The following is a 16,451-nucleotide window of genomic DNA, read 5'->3' as shown; positions in this document are numbered from 1 at the left end:
ACTAATGAGGGAATTTTGAAACGTAAAGTTCCCTGCCCGGATGCTGAAGTCCGGCGGCTTTTCCGCTAACGTGAAGACAGGGCTGACCGCAATGGGCGGGCCGGCCCGTTCTGTCTTTCGAGTCTGCCCTGCGAGGAGCCGCCATGGCTAACGATTTTCATTCCTTGCCCACCCTGACTCTGCCACGCACGACCGACCTGGTGCAACTGGAGCAGCGTCCGCACCCTCCGATCGACCTGCACAGCGCGGCGCTGAGCGTGATGACCGATCTGAGAGTGGTCAATCCGGTCGGCATCCGCGCCGACGCCGATCTGCGCGAAGCCCACCAGAAAATGATCAGCCACGGCATCCGCCTGCTGTTCGTCCATGACGATGGCGGCGGCCTGCTCGGCATCGTCACCGCCGTCGACCTGCTCGGCGAGCGGCCCATCCAGTGCATGCGGGAACACGGCAAGCATCACGCCGATATTGTGGTCGCCGACGTGATGACGCCGCGGGACCGCCTGGACGCGCTGCGGCTGCAGGACGTGACGGCGGCCAATGTCGGCCAGCTGATCGCGACGATGAAACAGCTGGGCCGCCAGCATGCGCTGGTGGTCGAGCTGAATCCGGTCAGCGGCCACCACGAGCTGTGCGGGCTGTTTTCCACCACCCATATGGCCCGGTTGCTGGGAATGCCGCTGTCCTTCATCCGCGTGCCGCAGGCGCTGTCGGAAATCCAGTACTCGCTGCTGTACACCGGCTGAGCCGCCGGATGGCAAGAATCGGGTCGCCGCCGGGCCGCCGCCGCCATAGACTTCGGACATCGCAATAATACGAAGGAGAGCGGCATGGCCTGGCAACTGGAAACCCTGGACCCGGTTTTCGTCGAGCGCGCGCGGCGGGAAGGCGTCGACGCGCTCGGCCAGCCGGTGCGACGGCTGACGGCCGCCGGCGGCGAGCCGTTCCGCGACGCGTTGCGCCGCGCCCGTCCGGGCGAGGCGCTGATCCTGGCGAGCTACAGCCCGTTCCGCCAAGCCGGGCCATACCGCGAATACGGCCCTGTCTTCCTGGCGGCCGGGCCGCAGCCGGAACCCTTGCCCGGACTGTCGTCGCTGCTGCGTCGCGCCGGAGGGGACGGCTATCTCGGCGACGGGGTGGCGCTGCGCGCCTACGACGACGGGCAGACGATGCTGGAAGCCGCGCTGCTGCCGACGCGGGAGGCGGAGGCGACGCTGGCGCGCTGGGAGGCGCGGCCGGAAATCGCGTTCGCGATGCTGCGTTTTCCCGCGCACGGCTGCTACGCGCTGCGGCTGAACCGGAGCGCATGAGATGGACGCCATCCTGTTCGACGACGCGGAGGGCGGCCGCGACTACGCCCGGGTCCGCGACGCGATACGCTATCTGGTCGCCCATGCCGGCGACCAGCCGCAACTGGCCGATCTGGCCGCCGCGCTCTATCTGTCGGAATCGCGGCTGCAGCGGCTGTTCATCCGCTGGGCCGGCGTCAGTCCGAAGCGCTTCATCCAGCAACTGACCTGCGAGGCGGCCAAGGCGCGGCTGGCGGCCGGCGCGCCGGTGCTGTCCTTGTCGCACGAGCTGGGCCTGTCCGGCGGCAGCCGGCTGCACGATCTGTTCGTCACGCTGGAGGCGATGACGCCGGGCGAATACCGGCAGGGAGGCGCCGGCTTGGACATCGTGTGGAGCGTCGAAGCCAGCCGTTTCGGCCCGGTGCTGCTGGCGAGTACCGCGCGCGGGGTGTGCGCGCTGCAATTCCTGGCGGACGAAGGCGAGGCCGAGGCCTGGCTGCGGGCGCGATGGCCGCGAGCCGCGCTGCGCCACGTCGCCGGCCAGGGGCGCGAGTTGTGCGGCCGCCTGTTCGATCCGCTGGCCGAGACGGACGGCCCGCCGCTGGCGCTCAGGGTGCAGGGCAGCAACTTCCAGATCCAGGTGTGGCGGGCCCTGCTGGCCGTGCCCTACGGCGGTCTGCTCAGCTACGGGCAACTGGCGGAGAAAATGGGGAGGCCCGGTGCCGCACGCGCGGTGGGCAACGCCGTCGGCGCCAATCCGGTGGCCTGGCTGATTCCCTGCCACCGGGTGATACGCGCCGAGGGCGCGCTGGGCGGCTATCGCTGGGGCGAGGAGCGCAAGCTGGACCTGATAGGCTGGGAAAGCGCGCGGTTGAGCCGCGAGGAGGCGATGGCGTGAGCGGGCTGCGGCGGGCCTTCGCCTTGCCCGCTTTGCTGGCCGGGGTGTTGGCGCTGAACGCGCGGCTTTAGGCGGACAGCCGGCTCAGTTCGCGGAAGAACAAGCGGCTCAGCGTTTCCAGATCCGGATCGCCGGCGCGGTCGGGACGCCGGTACAGCGCCAGCGGCACCGGCGGCAAGGCGGGCAGGCTGTCCGGTGGCAATGGCCGCAGCGTGTCGTTGGCGACGTCCGGCAGCAGCGCGCCGACGCCGAGGCCCGCCTCCAGCGCGGCTTGCACCGCCAGCAGGCTGGAGCTTTCGAACACGACCCGATGGCGGCGGCCGGCCAATTGCAGCGCCTGCAGCATCGCGTCGCGCCAGCTGCACGGTGCGGCGAACAGCACCAGCGGCAATTCGTCCTCCCCGGGGCAGACGCCGTCGGCCGCCAGCCACGGCAGCGCGCATTCCATAGCCCAGGCCGGCGTCTGGTCGAGTCCGCACAGGCGCGGATTGGCGATCAGCAGGTCCAGTTCTTCCCGGCGGTAGGCGGCGCTGAGTTCGCGTCCCGGCGCCACCCTGGCTTCCAGCTTCAACCCGGGATGGGTGGCGGCGAAATCGGCCAACACCCGGGGCAGGTGGTGGCTGACCACGTCCTCGATCAGGCCTACCCGGCAAGGCCGGACGGAGGCGGCCGGCGCGGCCGGCACCATCTGTTCGGCCAGGCTGACGATGCGCTCGGCGTAAGGCAGCAGCGCCAGGCCGGCCGGGGTCAGCGTCACGCCGCGGGTGGAGCGTTGCAGCAAGGTCTGGCCGCAGTGGCGCTCCAACTTGCGCAGTTGCAGGCTCATGGCCGGCTGCGGGCGGCCCAGCTCGGCGGCGGCGCGGTTGATGCTGCCGTGGCGGGCCACCGCCGCCAGCGCGCGCAGCAGCCCGATGTCGATGTCGGCGCTCATACGTTTTTCCTATAACGATCATCGATTTTTACAGTCTACCTATAACGGCCGCCGATGTTTAGCATCGGACTATCGATGTCGATTGTTGCCGGGAGAGGAATATGTTTATCGCCGCACTATTGCTGGCCGTGGCGGGCTCCGTCGTTTACCACTTGTCCATCAAGCAGATGCCGCAGGATTTGAACCCGTTCTTTTCGCTGGCGGTCAGTTACGGCCTGGCGATGTCGCTGTGTCTGGCCGGGATGTGGTGGCTGCCGGCGGGCCAGCGCGGCATGTCGGCGCTGAATTGGAGCAACCTGGGCTTGGCCTTGGGGATATTGGGCATAGAGATGGGTTTCCTGCTGGCTTACCGCGCCGGCTGGAACCTGGGCTACGCGGCGCTCAGCTCCAATGTGCTGAGCACCGCTTTGCTGTTGCCGATAGGCTATTGGCTGTTTCGCGAGAACCTGTCGCCCGGCAGGCTGGCCGGGCTGGGGCTCAGCCTGGCTGGCTTGTGGATGATGCTGCGCTTTCGCTGAGCGCGCCGTCCAGCGGCAGGCGGATCGCCACCTTGAAGCCGCCGTCCTCGTCGGCCAGCTCCAGCTTGCCGTCGTGCTGCTTGACGATGCGGGCGACGATGGCGAGGCCGAGGCCGCTGCCGCCGTCTGTGCCGCGGTGCTCGGCCAGGCGCTCGAACGGCGCCAGCGCCGATTCGCGCAGCGCCGCCGGAATGCCGGCGCCGTGGTCGATGACGCTGAGCGCGATCTCGTTCTCCAGCCGCTCCACCCGGACGATCACCGGCGGCCTGCCGTAACGGCGGGCGTTTTCCAGCAGATTGCTCAGCAGGCGCTCCAGCGCCAGCGCGTCGGCCTGCAATTCCACTTCGCTGCGGATGTCCAGCCGCACGTCCATGTCCTCGCGGCGGAAGCGGGCCACGACGCTGCCGGCCAGATCGGCCAGCGCCACCGGTTCCAGGCGGTTGGTCTCCTCGGCGCGGGCGAAATCGATGAATTGACGCACGATGCGCGACAGCTCGTCGATGTCGGACAGCATGTCGTGCTGGTCGGTGCTGGCCTCCTGCATTTCCAGCGTCAGCTTCAGGCGGGTCAGCGGCGTGCGCAGATCGTGCGACAGGCCGGCCAGCATCAGCCGGCGCTCGCGCGCGGCATTGTCCAGCGCCTGCGCCATGCTGTTGAAATTGTGCGCCAGCAGCTGCACCTCGCGCGGACCGGTTTCCGGAATCGCCTGCGGCATCGAGCCGCCTGCCAGCTCGCGGCTGGCCTGCACCACGCGGCTGATCGGCCGGGTGATGCGCCAGGCGACCAGGGAGGCCAGCAGCGTCGCGAACAGCGCCGCCAGCAGGGACGCCTGCAGCAGCGGGTTGATCCAGCGGTCGCGGTAGCGGCCGAACGGAATCACCAGCCAGTACGGCTGATCCAGCACATGGACGTGCACCCACAGCTCGCTGTGGTCCTCGCGCCGCGCGTAGTGCGCCTGGATGGGCTCGTTCAGGTCGTGCGACAGCCGCTGCGCCAGCATGCTGCCTATCTTGGGCAGATTGTCGGCGAAGGTCTGGCCCTGGTCGGCGTTGAACGGCAGCAGGCTGGGCAGGCCCGGACGGTTGTAATTGTCCAGGAAGGCCTGCCGTTCCTCGTTGCTCATGCCGGTCATCGAGTCTTCCAGGTAGGACAGCGTGTCCAGCACCTGGATGTACAGCTGGCGCTCCAGCAGCTTGTGCCGCTCGTTGGAGGCCATCCAGAACGAGAACAGCTGGGTGGTGATCACCACGGTCACCACCAGCAGCGCCAGCCGGAAGAACAGCGAGCCGAACAACTTGCGCAGCAAGGCTTACTCCCTCGGCGAGCCGTCCGGCACGAAGACGTAGCCGTAGCCCCACACGGTTTGGATGTAGCGCAGCTGGCTGTCGCCGTTTTCCAGCGCCTTGCGCAGCCGAGAGATGTGGACGTCTATGCTGCGGTCCAGCGATTCGCCGTTGCTCTTGCCCAGCGCCAGCTCCATCAGCTGCTCGCGGGTCAGCGGGCGGCGTGGATGGCTGACCAGCACCGACAACACGGCGAATTCGGCGCTGGTCAGCGCGATGGGCAGACCGCCGCGGCGCAGCTCGCGCTGGCCGAGGTTCAGCGCGAATTCGCCGAATTCGACCACGTCGTCGGCATTATGCTGGGCGGCCAGCGCCGGCGTCGTATGGTGGCGGCGCAGCACCGACTGGATGCGTGCGGTCAGTTCGCGCGGGTTGAACGGCTTGGGCAGATAGTCGTCGGCGCCCATTTCCAGGCCGAGGATGCGGTCGATGTCCTCGCCGCGGGCGGTCAGCATGATCACCGGCAGCGTCTCGCCCTGCGCGCGCAGCCGGCGCACCACGGCCAGGCCGTCCTCGCCCGGCATCATCACGTCCAGCACGATCAGGTCCGGGCGGTTGCGCGCCAGCTTGCGATCGAGGTCTTTCGGATCGGGCAGGGTTTCCACGCTGTAACCTTGCTGGCTCAGGTAACGGGTCAGCAGTTCGCGCAGCTTGGCATCGTCGTCCACGACCAGGATTTTGTTGTGTTCCATGTGGGTTTCCTCAGTGTTCCGGTTGCCAGCTTAGCGCCGGTGCGCGCGCGCTGGCCGACCTTGTTTTTACAGATGTTAAGCCTATGCGTCGCGATACAGTCGTTAACAATTGTGCTGCCGGCGCTGACGTCTGAGCAAATGCTTGCGCTTAAGCTGAAGCAGATGTCGGGGAAAGGCCTGTCTTCGATCCGGAAAAAGTGAAGTATTTCAGTGGCTTCCCTGAATTTTAATTCTTTTATCATTGCCTGCCGAAATCGGTGGGTCACCTTGGCGGCGATCCGCAACCGTGCTTGTCTGCGCGGGCTTTTCCGGCGGTTGGCCACATCGTTCCCGGCGGTGATGGCCCGGTTTGTCTCGGACAGGATAAAATGTCGATATGAAGCGATACCTGATCATTCTGGCGTGCGGCAGCCTGTTGGCGCAACAGGCGGTGATGGCGCGGGCGTCCGGAGGCGGCCGCAGCTGGCCCCATGCCGGTCCGCAGCCTCAGGCATGCCAGGCCGATCCGGGGTGTGCCGAACACCGTCGGCTTCGCAATCTGCGCATCCGCGAGGCCGAGCGCAACGGCGATCTGGGTTTCGACCCGGTCAAGCACCAGTCCCGCTTGTTGCCGCCGTCGCCCGACGGCCACGCGCGGACAGTACCCAGCAAGCCGAATTTTTGGCAGGATAAGCGCCGGCAGGAACAGGAGCAGAACCCGTCCGAATAAGTTCGCCGCCTTTCTGCCTGCACGGTCTGCGCCGGCGCGCCCGACTCCCGCCGCCGCGCGGCGTTCTTGTCAGCGGCCTTGGGCCGCCGTCCCCGGGAAAGGGCGCAGCGATGAAGCATCAGCGGATAAGCAGGTGGGGGCGTTGCGTGCGGGTCGGAGTCGGCCTGTGGCTGGCCTGCCTGGCCGGCGTGGCGTCGGCCCAGGCCGACGACGATTGCGGCCGCGCCGTCGCGCCGCAGCGTTGCCAGATCCACCGCCAGGGACTGCTCAGTTGCCAGGATCTGGCCGAGCCGCGTCGCCGGGCCTGCCTCGCCTACTACACCCCTCCATTGAGTTGCCAGCGCCAGCGCGACGCCCGGCGCTGTGAAGCGCTGCTGGCGGCGCAGGCCTCGTGCGAAGGCATGCTGGGCGCCGCCCGGCGGCAATGCCTGGACGAGCGCCTGCCCCCCGTCGACTGCGCGCGCGCCCAGGCGCCCTGCCCGGCCGACGACGCCGCTTGCGACAGGCCCCGCCGCCGCGCGGCCGGCGGCTGCCAGTGGCCGTTGCCGCTGGCGGAATAAGCCCAACGGACCATATGACCGATGCCGATGCCCGTCCGATGGCATGATGGCGACCCCTTGGCAGCAGGCACCGTAGGATGCGTCACCCGACAGGGCGACGCACCTCAAGGCAGCAGGATCACCGAGCCGGTCGTCCGGCGCGCTTCCAGGTCGCGGTGGGCCTGGGCCGCCTCGGCCAGCGGATAGCGGTGCGACGGCGCCAGTTTTATCCTGCCGTCCCGCAGCCGGTCGAACAGCGCCGCCGCCGACGCGTCCAGCTCGGCGCGGCTGGCGATGTAGTCGCCGAGCTTGGGGCGGGTCAGGAACAGCGAGCCGCGGCGGGTCAGCTCCAGCGGCGCCAGCGCCGGCACCGGGCCCGAGGCGTTGCCGAACGATACCAGCATGCCGCGCGGGGCCAGGCTGTCCAGCGAGGCCGTGAACGTGTCCTTGCCCACCGAATCGAACACCACCGGCACGCCCTTGCCGCCGGTGATCTCGCGTACCCGCCCGGCGACGTCCTCGTCGCGGTACAGGATCACGTGGGCGGCGCCGAGCCGGCGCGCGATCTCGGCCTTGGTTTCCGAGCCGACGGTGGCGATCACCTCGACGCCCATCGCCGCCAGCCATTGCAGCGCGATCTGGCCGACGCCGCCGGCGGCGGCGTGCCACAGCACCGTCTGGCCGGCCTGCACCGGAAACGTGCGCTGCACCAGATACTCGACGGTCATGCCCTGCAGCATCGCGCAGGCGGCGGTCTCGTCTGCGATGCCGTCTGGCAGTTTGACCAGGTGCTCTGCGCCTATCAGCCGCTCGCCGGCATAGGCGCCGAGCGGGCCGCCGGCGTAGGCGACGCGGTCGCCCGGCTTCAGCCCGGCCACGCCGGCGCCGACCGCCTCGACCACGCCGGCCGCCTCGCTGCCGAGGCCGCTGGGCAGCGGCAGCGGATACAGGCCGCTGCGCTGATAGGTGTCGATGAAGTTGACGCCGATGGCGCTGTGGCGCACCCGCGCCTGGCCGGGGCCGGGCTGGCCGATGTCGGCGCGCTCCAGCCTGAGCACCTCGGGACCGCCGGTTTCGGAAAAGACGATGATCTGGTTCATGGCGCATGCCTCGCGAAGGGAACGGCCCAGTCTGCGCCGGCGCCATGCCGGCGGCAAGCCCGGCGCGCTCGACGAGCCGTCAAGCCCGGCTGGACAGTTGTCGGCGTCCCCAGGCCACCACCTCGGGCAATACCTTGGGCCAGTTGTTCAATCTGTGGTCGTCGCCATTGAGTACAGTTTGGCGGCTGTGGCGGTAATGCACCGCGGCCTCGCGCCAGTCCAGCGTCTCGTCCCGGCTGCCCAGCAGCAGCCAGTAGCGTCCGGAGTCCGGTTTTTCCACCCGTTGCGCCTGCAAGGCCCGCAAGTCGGCCTCCCCCAGCGTATAGACCTCGCCGGTGTACGGATTGGTCTGCTCGCCGGCGAAGCGCGCCAAGTCGCGGTCCGGCCGCACCGCAGGATTGATCAGGGCCGCCGGCAGCGCGTAGCGCTGGGCCAGATGGGTGGCGTAGAAGCCGCCGAGCGAGCTGCCTATCAGCAGCGTGTCGGCCGCCAGCGCGTCCAGCAGCGCCGAGGCCTGGGCGATCGCCTCGGCCGGATGCGGCGACAGCCGCGGGCAGGACAGGCCGATGTCCGGCGCGTGCTGCCGCAGCCAGGCGGCGGTTTCGCCGGCTTTCAGCGACTGCGGGCCGGAGTTGAAGCCGTGAAGATAGACGATGTGCATGCTGGGACGCCGGGAATGAGTGTCTCCGGATGGTACGACTGGACGCGCTCCTTGTCAGTTTCCGCGGCGTTTCGCTGGTAAATATCGGGTAAAAGCGTTGGTCCGCGCCTTTCCGCCATTGTCATGACGGGCCGGGCAATGCTCAAATGAACACAAAACAAGAGGAGAGACTTTTAGATGACCAAGATTCCCGCCGCCGGCCCGAGCGCCGCGCCGCATTCGCTGGAGAGCCTGATCGTCGCCTGCGGTTATCTGCAGCACAGCGCGCTGCTGTTCGCCCGCGACATCGACAGCGACACCGCGCTGATCCGTTCCGGCTTCTGTCCGAGCCATCAGGTGCAATGGGACGAGAGGGGCGGCATGCGCGCCTGCGGCGATGTGCACGAGGAGGTGGACGCGTTGATGCAGGGCAGCCACACCTTGCGCTTCGCGCTGCACGAGATGCTGATGCAGTTCGGCCCGGCGGTATGCAACGACGCGCTGGCGCGCATCATCCTGCAGGGGGTGCGCAGCCTGGCCGACTGGCTGCAGGTCTGCCAGTCGCTGGCGGATCTGAGCCGCGGGCCGGTGCGCGCGTCGGCCTGATGGCCGGGACCGGTGCGGGACGCCTCAGTCCACGGTTTCGGAGTGGCGGCTGGGGGATTGCTTGTTGCCGTACATCTTGCGGTCGGCCACCGCCAGCAGCTCGTCTATCAGCAGTCCGTCTTCCGGATAGTAGGCGGTGCCGATGCTGACGCCGACCAGGATGCGATGGCTGTCGACCTGGTACGGCATCTGGATCGCCTGTTTCAGCCGCGCCACGACCTTGTCGGCCTCGCGGTTGGATTCGATGTCTTCCATCAGGATCACGAACTCGTCCCCGCCGATGCGGGCGACCGTGTCCTCGTCGCGTATCACGTCCTGGATGCGGGCGGCGATCAGTTGCAGCACCCGGTCGCCGACGACGTGGCCGTAAGTGTCGTTGACCGGCTTGAAGCGGTCGAGGTCGAGGAACAGCAGGCCGAGCCGCTTGCCGCTGCGGTCGACGCGGCTGATCGCGTGCTGTAGCCGGTCGTAGAACAGATTGCGGTTGGCCAGTCCGGTCAGCCTGTCGTGGTTGGCCAGGTGGAACAGCTGGTTTTCGCGCTGGCGCCGGTTGTTGCTGCTGCGCACGAAGCCGTAGCCGGCCAGGCCCATGCCTATCCCCAGCAATACCGTCAGCAGCAGCCATACCGCCCATTCCAGCATGCCTATCTGCGCCCAGCCCTGCTGCCAGCTCAGCGTGAAGCGCAACGGCTGGCTGCCGCCGCCCAGCAGCTGGCTGGTTTCCAGCCGCGGGAACAGCAGCCGCTCCAGCGCGCCGGCCTGGGCGCCGTCCAGTCGCAGCGGCTGGCCGCCCGCCGTTGGCGACGCGTCGTCGCGATGGCGGATGGAGACTTCCATGCCGGCCGGCAGCGCCGGCTCGACCGGCAACAGCGAATCGGCCCGGATGAACAGCAGCGCGAAGTGCCGCGGTTGCAGGTCCGGCGGCTTGTCGGCGGCATGGCTGTCTATGCTGCGCAGCAGCGCGTAGCCGGGTTCGCCCTGCGGCAGCCGCAACTGGCGCGACAGCGTGGTGCGGCCGCTGTTCAGGCTGTCCTGCAGCGCCTCGCGCAGCTGCGCTTGCTGCCAGGCGTCCATGCCGACCAGTTGCAGATTGGCCTGCGATTGGGGCTCGGCGAATATCAGCGGGAAGTATTCGGCCTGCCGCGGCGGCGCGGCGTCGGGGCGGGCCGCGCCGAACGGCCGCACCCTGTGGTCGGCGCCGTATTCGCGCTGCAGCTGGCGGTTGAAGCCGGCCAGCCGGGCCGGCGGCACCCGCTCGATGTGGGCCAGCGCGACGATTTGCGGGTAGCGGCGCAGCAACTGCGTGACGAACGGGTGTTTCTGGCGGGTTTCGTTGCGATGGTCGAGCGCGCCGAAAGTGGCGTAGCTGTCGAGTATGGTTTCATTGGTCAGCAGCCGCTGTTTCAGCTGTTCGGTCAATTGCTGCAACTGGTTGTTGAATTGCTGTTCCGCGCCCAGCAGCGAGCGGCTGGCGATGGACAGCGCCGCCAGCGCGCTCAGTATCAGCCATAGCGCTATGCATCCAGCATAAACCAGTCTTGCTTGCATGTTAAAACCATCGACATATATTCGGCAATGACTGATTCTATAAGAACGGGTGCCTATTTTTTAGCAATAAATCGGCGAAAGACCGAATTAAGTAATAGTACGTAACGCAGGCGCGGCGGCTAATGCGGCCTTGATTGCGTGGATTTGACGACGGCTTATCGGCAGCGGTTCGGCGATGTCGCGCAGCCTGACCACCCATTGTTCGTCGCCGCCGTTGCCGCTGCGGCGCAGCTCCTGCACCGCGTGCCGCATCACCAGGCAATTGCGGTGTATGCGCAGCACCGCGTCGCCCAGCCGCTGTTCCAGCGCCACCAGCGCGTCGTCCAGCAGATATTCGCCGTCGCGGCTGACCAGCGTGACGTATTTGAGTTCGGCCTTCAGATAGCGCGCCTCGCTGAGCGGCACGTTCAACAGCCGGCCGCGCTGGCGCACGGTGAAACCCGGCATCGAGCCCTGGCTGCCGCAACGCGCCAGCGCCCGCCTCAAGGCCTCGGCCAGCCGCTCGCGCCGCACCGGCTTCAGCAGGTAGTCGGCGGCGTCCAATTCGAAGGCCTCCACCGCGAAATGGTCGTGCGCGGTGCTGAAGATCAGCTGGGGCGATAGCGGCTGCCGCCGCAGCAGCCGCGCCACCTCGATGCCGTCGAGGCCGGGCATCGAGATGTCCAGCACCACCACGTCGGCCGGATGGCGGGCCAGCCAGTCCAGCGCGGCCTGGCCGTCTTCCAGGCATTGCACCTGGCCGACGCCGTTGTCGGCCAGCAGCTGGCGCAGCCGTTCGCGCGCCAGCATCTCGTCGTCCACCACCACCACCCGCAGTTCGCTTACAGCGTCCATTGTCGCTTGTCCATCTTGTCGACCAGCGCGCGCCATGATTGCAGGATTTTCTGGAACTTGTTGTTGGCCGGGGCGATTTCCCGCACTTTGGCCAGCAGCTCGTAGGCGCGTCGCATATGGCTCTCGTGCCAGCCATGCTGGCTGACGTAGGCCAATACCGCATTGATCAGGTTCAGCATGATCTGAACATTGTGCGGCATTTCGTCCAGCGCCTTGATGAAGCGCTCGATCGCGGCGTCGAAGGCGCCGGACTGCGCCTCGCGCACCGCCTGGTTGTTCAGCTCCAGCACCGATTTGACGTTCCGGGAGATCAGCTGGCGGCCGGCATCGCCGAGGCCTATCTCCTCGAACATGTCGCCGAAGCGGGCCAGCATGTCCTCGTCGTCGTGATGGTTGCGCACCAGGTATTCCATCACCGCGTTGCCCTGCTGGTCGCGCCCCTGCTGGTAGCAGGCGCGGGCGTACTCCATCTGGGACTCCTGGTTCAGTTTGGGCGCGAGCTGCTTGAAGCGCTCGCCGGCGGCTTCCAGCAGTTCGCGGGCCTTGTCGCCGTTGCCGTTCTTGGCCTGCAACAGGCTGTCCATCACGCCGGCCAGCCATTCGCCCTCCTCGTTGTAGCGGTAGTCGTGGCGCAGATTGGCCAGCGTTCGGCCGGCGTTGCCGCTGTCGCCGCGCGCCAGCTGCACCCGCAGCAGCGCGGCGTAATGGGTGGGACTGCGGTGCCAGGTGTATTTGGCGATGTCCAGCGTCTGCTGGCAGGCGGTCTCGGCGGTGGCCAGATCGCCGTTCAGCACCGCCACCTCGGCCAGCTGCTGCTGGCGGCGGAACACCACCGGCGACATTTCGGTGGCGGTCTGCAGCGTGGTCTGGGCTCGGTCCAGCTCGTGGCTGCCGCGGTAGAGCCGGGCCAGCCAGTCGTAGGCTTCCATCACCTGGTTGTTGTCGGCCAGCACCGCCTCGAACAGCATCCGCGCCTCGTCCGGCGATTTCAGGCCGGCCAGCGACTTGGCCAGGCCCATCTTGGCCCAGGTGGCGGGCTTGAGCCGCAGCACCTGCATATAGGCTTCGCGCGCGGTGTCGTAATCGTTGATCTTCAGCGACAGCGAGCCTTTCAGCCGCATGAAGTCGATGGCGAACTCGTTGTCTTCGGCGATCTTGCGGCTGCAGGTGTCGATGGCGGTCAGATATTCGTGGCGCAGCACGCTTTCGTCGACCAGCCGCAGCGCGTCGCGCTTGCGCATCGCCCGCTCCAGCCGCGCCCGCAGCACCTCGCCGGTGAACGGTTTCAGCAGATAGTCGTCCGGCACCAGCTCGGCGGCCGAGATCACCCGCTGCGAGCGCCGCTCGCCGGTGACGATCATGAAGACGCAGGACTGCTTCAGCAGATTGCGCTCGCGGACTTCCTCGAACAGGTAGAGGCCGTCGTAGCCGTTGCCGAGGTCGTAGTCGCACAGCACCACGTCGAAATCGTACTTGGCCATCTTGGCCAGCGCGTCGCTGGGCTTGCTGGCGAACTCGACGGTGTTGGCGCCGAACGACGACAGCGTCATCGCCAGCGCGCGCTGCATCTGCGGCAGGCTGTCTATGATCAGGAACAGCCGCTTGGCGTACGGATCTTCGTAGCCGCTGCGCGGCGGGGCCGAGCGCACATGGTGCACCGGCTCGGGCGCTGCGGACGGTGGGGTCGGGGATTCGCTCATCGAATGTCGCTCTGCTCGCGGCATGGTCCTGTGTCAGTCGGATGGAGGCGCCGTCCCCGCTCCCGGAGCGGTTCAGGCCGGCGTCAGCTTGGCGTAGCGCAGATCCAGCCACTTCACGCCGTGTTCGGCGAAATTGATCTGCAGCCGCACGTCCGCGCCGCCGCCTTCGGCGTTGATCACCACGCCGACGCCGAACTTGGCGTGGCTGACCGACTGGCCGATGCGCAGGCCGTAATCGTTGTCGGTCTGGCGGCGCGGTATCGCGGCCGACTGGCGAGGCGGCGGCGCGGCGGGTGTTTTCACTGTAGCAGACAGCGAATGGATCAGTTCCGCCGGAATCTCGTCGATGAAGCGCGACGGTATCGGGTAGCGGCTCTGACCGTGCAGCATCCGGCTTTGCGCGCTGGACAGGTAGAGCCGCTTGCGGGCGCGGGTGATCGCCACATACATCAGCCGGCGCTCCTCCTGCAGGCCCTTGCCGTCCATCACGCTGTTCTCGTGCGGGAACAGCCCCTCTTCCAGGCCGCTGACGAAGACGGCGTCGAACTCCAGACCCTTGGCGGCGTGCACCGTCATCAGCTGCAGCGCGTCGCTGCCGGCGTCGGCCTGATGCTCGCCGGCCTCCAGGCTGGCGGCGGACAGGAATTCGGTCAGCGCCTGCTCCGGCTGGTCCGGCATGAAGCTGGCGGCGGCGTTGACCAGTTCGTCGAGGTTGGCCAGCCTCTCCTCGCCGTCCTTCTTGTCCTGTTCGTACATGTCGCGCAGGCCGCTGCGGTCTATGACCAGGCTGATGGTTTCGGCCAGGCTGAAGTCGCGGCTCTGTTCGCGCAGCCGCTCGATCAGCAGCACGAATTCGCCTATCTTGGCGGCGGTGCGGCCGTTGCCGGCGCCGCAGGCCGCCTGCCACAGCGAGATGCCCTGCTCGCGGCCGGTGGCCTGCAGGCCCTCGACGCTGCGCGCGCCTATGCCGCGCGCCGGCACATTGATCACCCTGAGCAGCGCGTTGTCGTCGTCCGGATTGGCGACCAGCCTCAGATAGGCCAGCGCGTGCTTGATCTCCTGCCGTTCGAAGAAGCGCAGGCCGCCGTAGATGCGGTACGGAATCTGGGCGTTGACCAGCACGTGCTCCAGCAGCCGCGACTGGGCATTGGAGCGGTAGAGCACGGCGATGTCGGACAGCGCCAGGCCCTCGCGGTGCAGGCTCTTGGCCTCGTCGACGATGAACTCGGCCTCCTCGCCGTCGCTGCCGGCCTGGAAGAAGCGGATTTTTTCGCCGTCGCCGGCGTCGGTCCACAGGTTCTTGCCGAGGCGGCCGTCGTTCTTCTCGATCAGCGCGTTGGCGGCGTTCAGGATATGGCCCATCGAGCGGTAGTTCTGTTCCAGCCGCACCGGTTCGGCCACCTGGAAGTCGGACAGCAGCGCGCGCATATTGCCGACCTCGGCGCCGCGGAAGGCGTAGATGCTCTGGTCGTCGTCGCCGACGGCGAACAGCGCGCCGTGTTCGCCGGCCAGCAGTTTCAGCCACGCGTACTGCAGCCGGTTGGTGTCCTGGAACTCGTCGACCAGGATGTGGGCGAAGCGGCTGCTGTAATGGGCGCGCAGCGCCTCGTTGCGCGACAGCAGTTCATAGCTTCTGAGCAGCAGCTCGGCGAAGTCGACGACGCCTTCGCGGCGGCATTGGGCGTCGTAGGCGGCGTACAGCTCAACCAGCTTGGCCTCGTACGGATTCAGCGCCGGCGGCAGCGCCTCGGCGCGCACGCCGGCTTCCTTGTTGCCGTTGATGAAGCTCTGCACCGCGCGCGGCGGGTATTTCTCGTCCGACAGCTCCAGGCTTTTCAGCAAGCGCTTGATCGCCGCCTGCTGATCGGCCGAGTCGAGGATCTGGAAGGTCTGCGGCAGGCCGGCGTCGCGGTAGTGTATGCGCAGGAAGCGGTTGCACAGGCCGTGGAAGGTGCCTATCCACATCGTGCGGACATTGACTGGCACCTGGGCCGACAGCCGGGTCTGCATCTCGCGCGCGGCCTTGTTGGTGAAGGTCACCGCCAGCACGCCGGCTGGCGAGGTCTGGCCGGTGGACAAGAGCCAGGCGATACGGGTGGTCAGCACCCTGGTCTTGCCGCTGCCGGCGCCGGCCAGCACCAGCGCGCTCTTGGCCGGCCAGGTGACCGCGCGCAGTTGTTCGGGATTCAGACCGGCTAACAGATCGCTCATGACGGGACGCTTTTCCGCTGCAAAAACGCCATTTTAGCATGCGTCCCGCCCGGCTTCGGCGGCGTCACTCCTGCAGCTGGTAGCGCGACATCATCGTCTTCAGCCGGCCGTTCTTGTGCAGGCGGTCTATCGCGTGGTTCAGCTGGTCGAGCTTGACCGGCGACTGCGGCGACAGCGCGCACATCGTCGGCTGCGACGACACCACCAGCGGATGCACCTTGAAGCCGGACGCTTCCTGCGCGTGGCCGCGCGCCCACCAGACATAGGTCAGCTCGGTGATGATGGCGACGTCGCTGAGCCGCTTCTCCAGCGATTTGAACATCAGGTCGAAACGGGCCTCGGTCTGCCGCTCGCTGCGGTTGCTGGACCACAGGTATTCCAGCGACGGGTAATGGTAGCCGTGCAGCGTGCCGATATGCTTGCCGGCCAGGTCGTCCGGCTGGCGTATCGGCGGCAGGCCCTTCAGCGACAGCACGCGTTCGGTCAGCGGGTAGATTTCATGGCTCCAGCTGAGGCGGGCGGAATTGGCGAACCAGTCCGGATTGGCGTTGCAGATGATGTCGACCTTGCCGGTTTCTATGCTGGGCTCGACCCGGCGCCGCGCCAGCAGCATGAACTGCGGCTTCATGCCCATCTCGTCGGCCAGCAGCAGGCCCAGGTCGCGGGCCAGGCCGCCGTTCAGGGTATTGCCGTCCTCGGACAGCACGGCGATCGGCGGGGCGTCGGTGTCGGCGACGCCGATGCGCAACGGGGCGGCTTGCGACGCGGCCGCCGCCGCCAGCAATAAAAAGCCTATGCACTTTTTATGCAAAAGGGCCATATCGACTCTCTCTCTTTATTCTATGGCCGGGCATCGGATAGCCAGGATGCCGGTGTTAAGATGACTGGGCACT

Annotated in this window: 17 protein-coding genes; 7 read left to right on the top strand and 10 right to left on the bottom strand. The window is 67.5% G+C overall.

Annotated features, from left to right (window positions below; genetic code table 11):
• The first annotated feature begins 143 nt into the window (after positions 1-143).
• From WNM05_RS01090 to WNM05_RS01080, 3 genes are all read left to right on the top strand, one after another.
• The gene (locus WNM05_RS01090) at positions 144-746 is read left to right on the top strand and encodes a CBS domain-containing protein (RefSeq protein ID WP_434631750.1); all 603 of its coding nucleotides are present in this window, start codon (positions 144-146) and stop codon (positions 744-746) included.
• Between the two features lie 84 nt (positions 747-830).
• Positions 831-1,310 (top strand): DUF1203 domain-containing protein, encoded by a 480-nt coding sequence (locus tag WNM05_RS01085; RefSeq protein ID WP_434631748.1) that lies wholly within the window; start codon positions 831-833, stop codon positions 1,308-1,310.
• Position 1,311: 1 nt separating this feature from the next.
• Positions 1,312-2,187 (top strand): methylated-DNA--[protein]-cysteine S-methyltransferase, encoded by an 876-nt coding sequence (locus WNM05_RS01080; RefSeq protein ID WP_434631747.1) that lies wholly within the window; start codon positions 1,312-1,314, stop codon positions 2,185-2,187.
• A 67-nt stretch (positions 2,188-2,254) separates the two neighbouring features.
• Here the strand turns inward: WNM05_RS01080 and WNM05_RS01075 are convergent, their stop codons facing one another.
• Positions 2,255-3,118: a LysR family transcriptional regulator gene (locus WNM05_RS01075; protein WP_434631745.1), complete on the bottom strand. Its 864-nt coding sequence runs from the start codon at positions 3,116-3,118 to the stop codon at positions 2,255-2,257.
• 101 nt (positions 3,119-3,219) lie between these two features.
• Here WNM05_RS01075 and WNM05_RS01070 point away from each other — a divergent pair, with 101 nt between their 5' ends.
• Positions 3,220-3,636 (top strand): EamA family transporter, encoded by a 417-nt coding sequence (locus WNM05_RS01070; protein WP_434631743.1) that lies wholly within the window; start codon positions 3,220-3,222, stop codon positions 3,634-3,636.
• On the opposite strand, the gene WNM05_RS01065 is transcribed toward WNM05_RS01070, so the two are convergent.
• Entirely contained in the window at positions 3,596-4,942 is a 1,347-nt protein-coding gene (locus WNM05_RS01065) for an ATP-binding protein (RefSeq protein ID WP_434631741.1), read from the bottom strand. The genes WNM05_RS01070 and WNM05_RS01065 overlap by 41 nt on opposite strands.
• A 3-nt stretch (positions 4,943-4,945) precedes the next feature.
• Positions 4,946-5,671 (bottom strand): osmolarity response regulator transcription factor OmpR, encoded by a 726-nt coding sequence (gene ompR, locus WNM05_RS01060; RefSeq protein ID WP_434631739.1) that lies wholly within the window; start codon positions 5,669-5,671, stop codon positions 4,946-4,948.
• 376 nt (positions 5,672-6,047) lie between these two features.
• Here ompR and WNM05_RS01055 point away from each other — a divergent pair, with 376 nt between their 5' ends.
• Together WNM05_RS01055 and WNM05_RS01050 are read left to right on the top strand one after the other, a co-directional pair.
• Positions 6,048-6,380 (top strand): hypothetical protein, encoded by a 333-nt coding sequence (locus WNM05_RS01055; RefSeq protein ID WP_434631737.1) that lies wholly within the window; start codon positions 6,048-6,050, stop codon positions 6,378-6,380.
• A gap of 146 nt (positions 6,381-6,526) precedes the next feature.
• Complete coding sequence (locus tag WNM05_RS01050) at positions 6,527-6,940, top strand: hypothetical protein (protein ID WP_434631735.1); 414 nt, start codon at positions 6,527-6,529, stop codon at positions 6,938-6,940.
• Between the two features lie 104 nt (positions 6,941-7,044).
• On the opposite strand, the gene WNM05_RS01045 is transcribed toward WNM05_RS01050, so the two are convergent.
• Positions 7,045-8,019 carry a quinone oxidoreductase family protein gene (locus WNM05_RS01045; RefSeq protein ID WP_434631733.1) on the bottom strand — a complete coding sequence of 325 codons (975 nt, stop codon included), beginning with the start codon at positions 8,017-8,019 and terminating at the stop codon, positions 7,045-7,047.
• A gap of 79 nt (positions 8,020-8,098) precedes the next feature.
• Positions 8,099-8,680: a YqiA/YcfP family alpha/beta fold hydrolase gene (locus WNM05_RS01040; protein ID WP_434631731.1), complete on the bottom strand. Its 582-nt coding sequence runs from the start codon at positions 8,678-8,680 to the stop codon at positions 8,099-8,101.
• A gap of 177 nt (positions 8,681-8,857) precedes the next feature.
• On the opposite strand from WNM05_RS01040, the gene WNM05_RS01035 reads away from it, so the two are divergent.
• Positions 8,858-9,265: a hypothetical protein gene (locus WNM05_RS01035; RefSeq protein ID WP_434631729.1), complete on the top strand. Its 408-nt coding sequence runs from the start codon at positions 8,858-8,860 to the stop codon at positions 9,263-9,265.
• Positions 9,266-9,289: 24 nt separating this feature from the next.
• Here the strand turns inward: WNM05_RS01035 and WNM05_RS01030 are convergent, their stop codons facing one another.
• The 5 genes from WNM05_RS01030 to WNM05_RS01010 all read right to left on the bottom strand — a co-directional run bounded on the left by WNM05_RS01030 (position 9,290) and on the right by WNM05_RS01010 (position 16,378).
• A complete protein-coding gene (locus WNM05_RS01030; protein WP_434631727.1) occupies positions 9,290-10,813 on the bottom strand; it encodes a diguanylate cyclase domain-containing protein in 1,524 nt (507 codons plus the stop codon).
• An 87-nt stretch (positions 10,814-10,900) separates the two neighbouring features.
• Positions 10,901-11,647 carry a LytR/AlgR family response regulator transcription factor gene (locus WNM05_RS01025; RefSeq protein ID WP_434631725.1) on the bottom strand — a complete coding sequence of 249 codons (747 nt, stop codon included), beginning with the start codon at positions 11,645-11,647 and terminating at the stop codon, positions 10,901-10,903.
• The gene (locus tag WNM05_RS01020) at positions 11,635-13,347 is read right to left on the bottom strand and encodes a response regulator (protein ID WP_434631723.1); all 1,713 of its coding nucleotides are present in this window, start codon (positions 13,345-13,347) and stop codon (positions 11,635-11,637) included. Before WNM05_RS01020 ends, WNM05_RS01025 begins: the two co-directional genes overlap by 13 nt.
• A 72-nt stretch (positions 13,348-13,419) precedes the next feature.
• Positions 13,420-15,558: a UvrD-helicase domain-containing protein gene (locus WNM05_RS01015; protein WP_434631721.1), complete on the bottom strand. Its 2,139-nt coding sequence runs from the start codon at positions 15,556-15,558 to the stop codon at positions 13,420-13,422.
• A gap of 64 nt (positions 15,559-15,622) precedes the next feature.
• Entirely contained in the window at positions 15,623-16,378 is a 756-nt protein-coding gene (locus WNM05_RS01010) for a substrate-binding periplasmic protein (protein WP_434631719.1), read from the bottom strand.
• Between the last annotated feature and the right edge of the window lie 73 nt (positions 16,379-16,451).

It is taken from the genome of Chromobacterium sp. CV08, assembly GCF_051129845.1.
In the GTDB taxonomy this organism is placed as follows: Bacteria; Pseudomonadota; Gammaproteobacteria; order Burkholderiales; family Chromobacteriaceae; genus Chromobacterium.
This window is presented reverse-complemented; position numbering and strand designations above follow the sequence as displayed.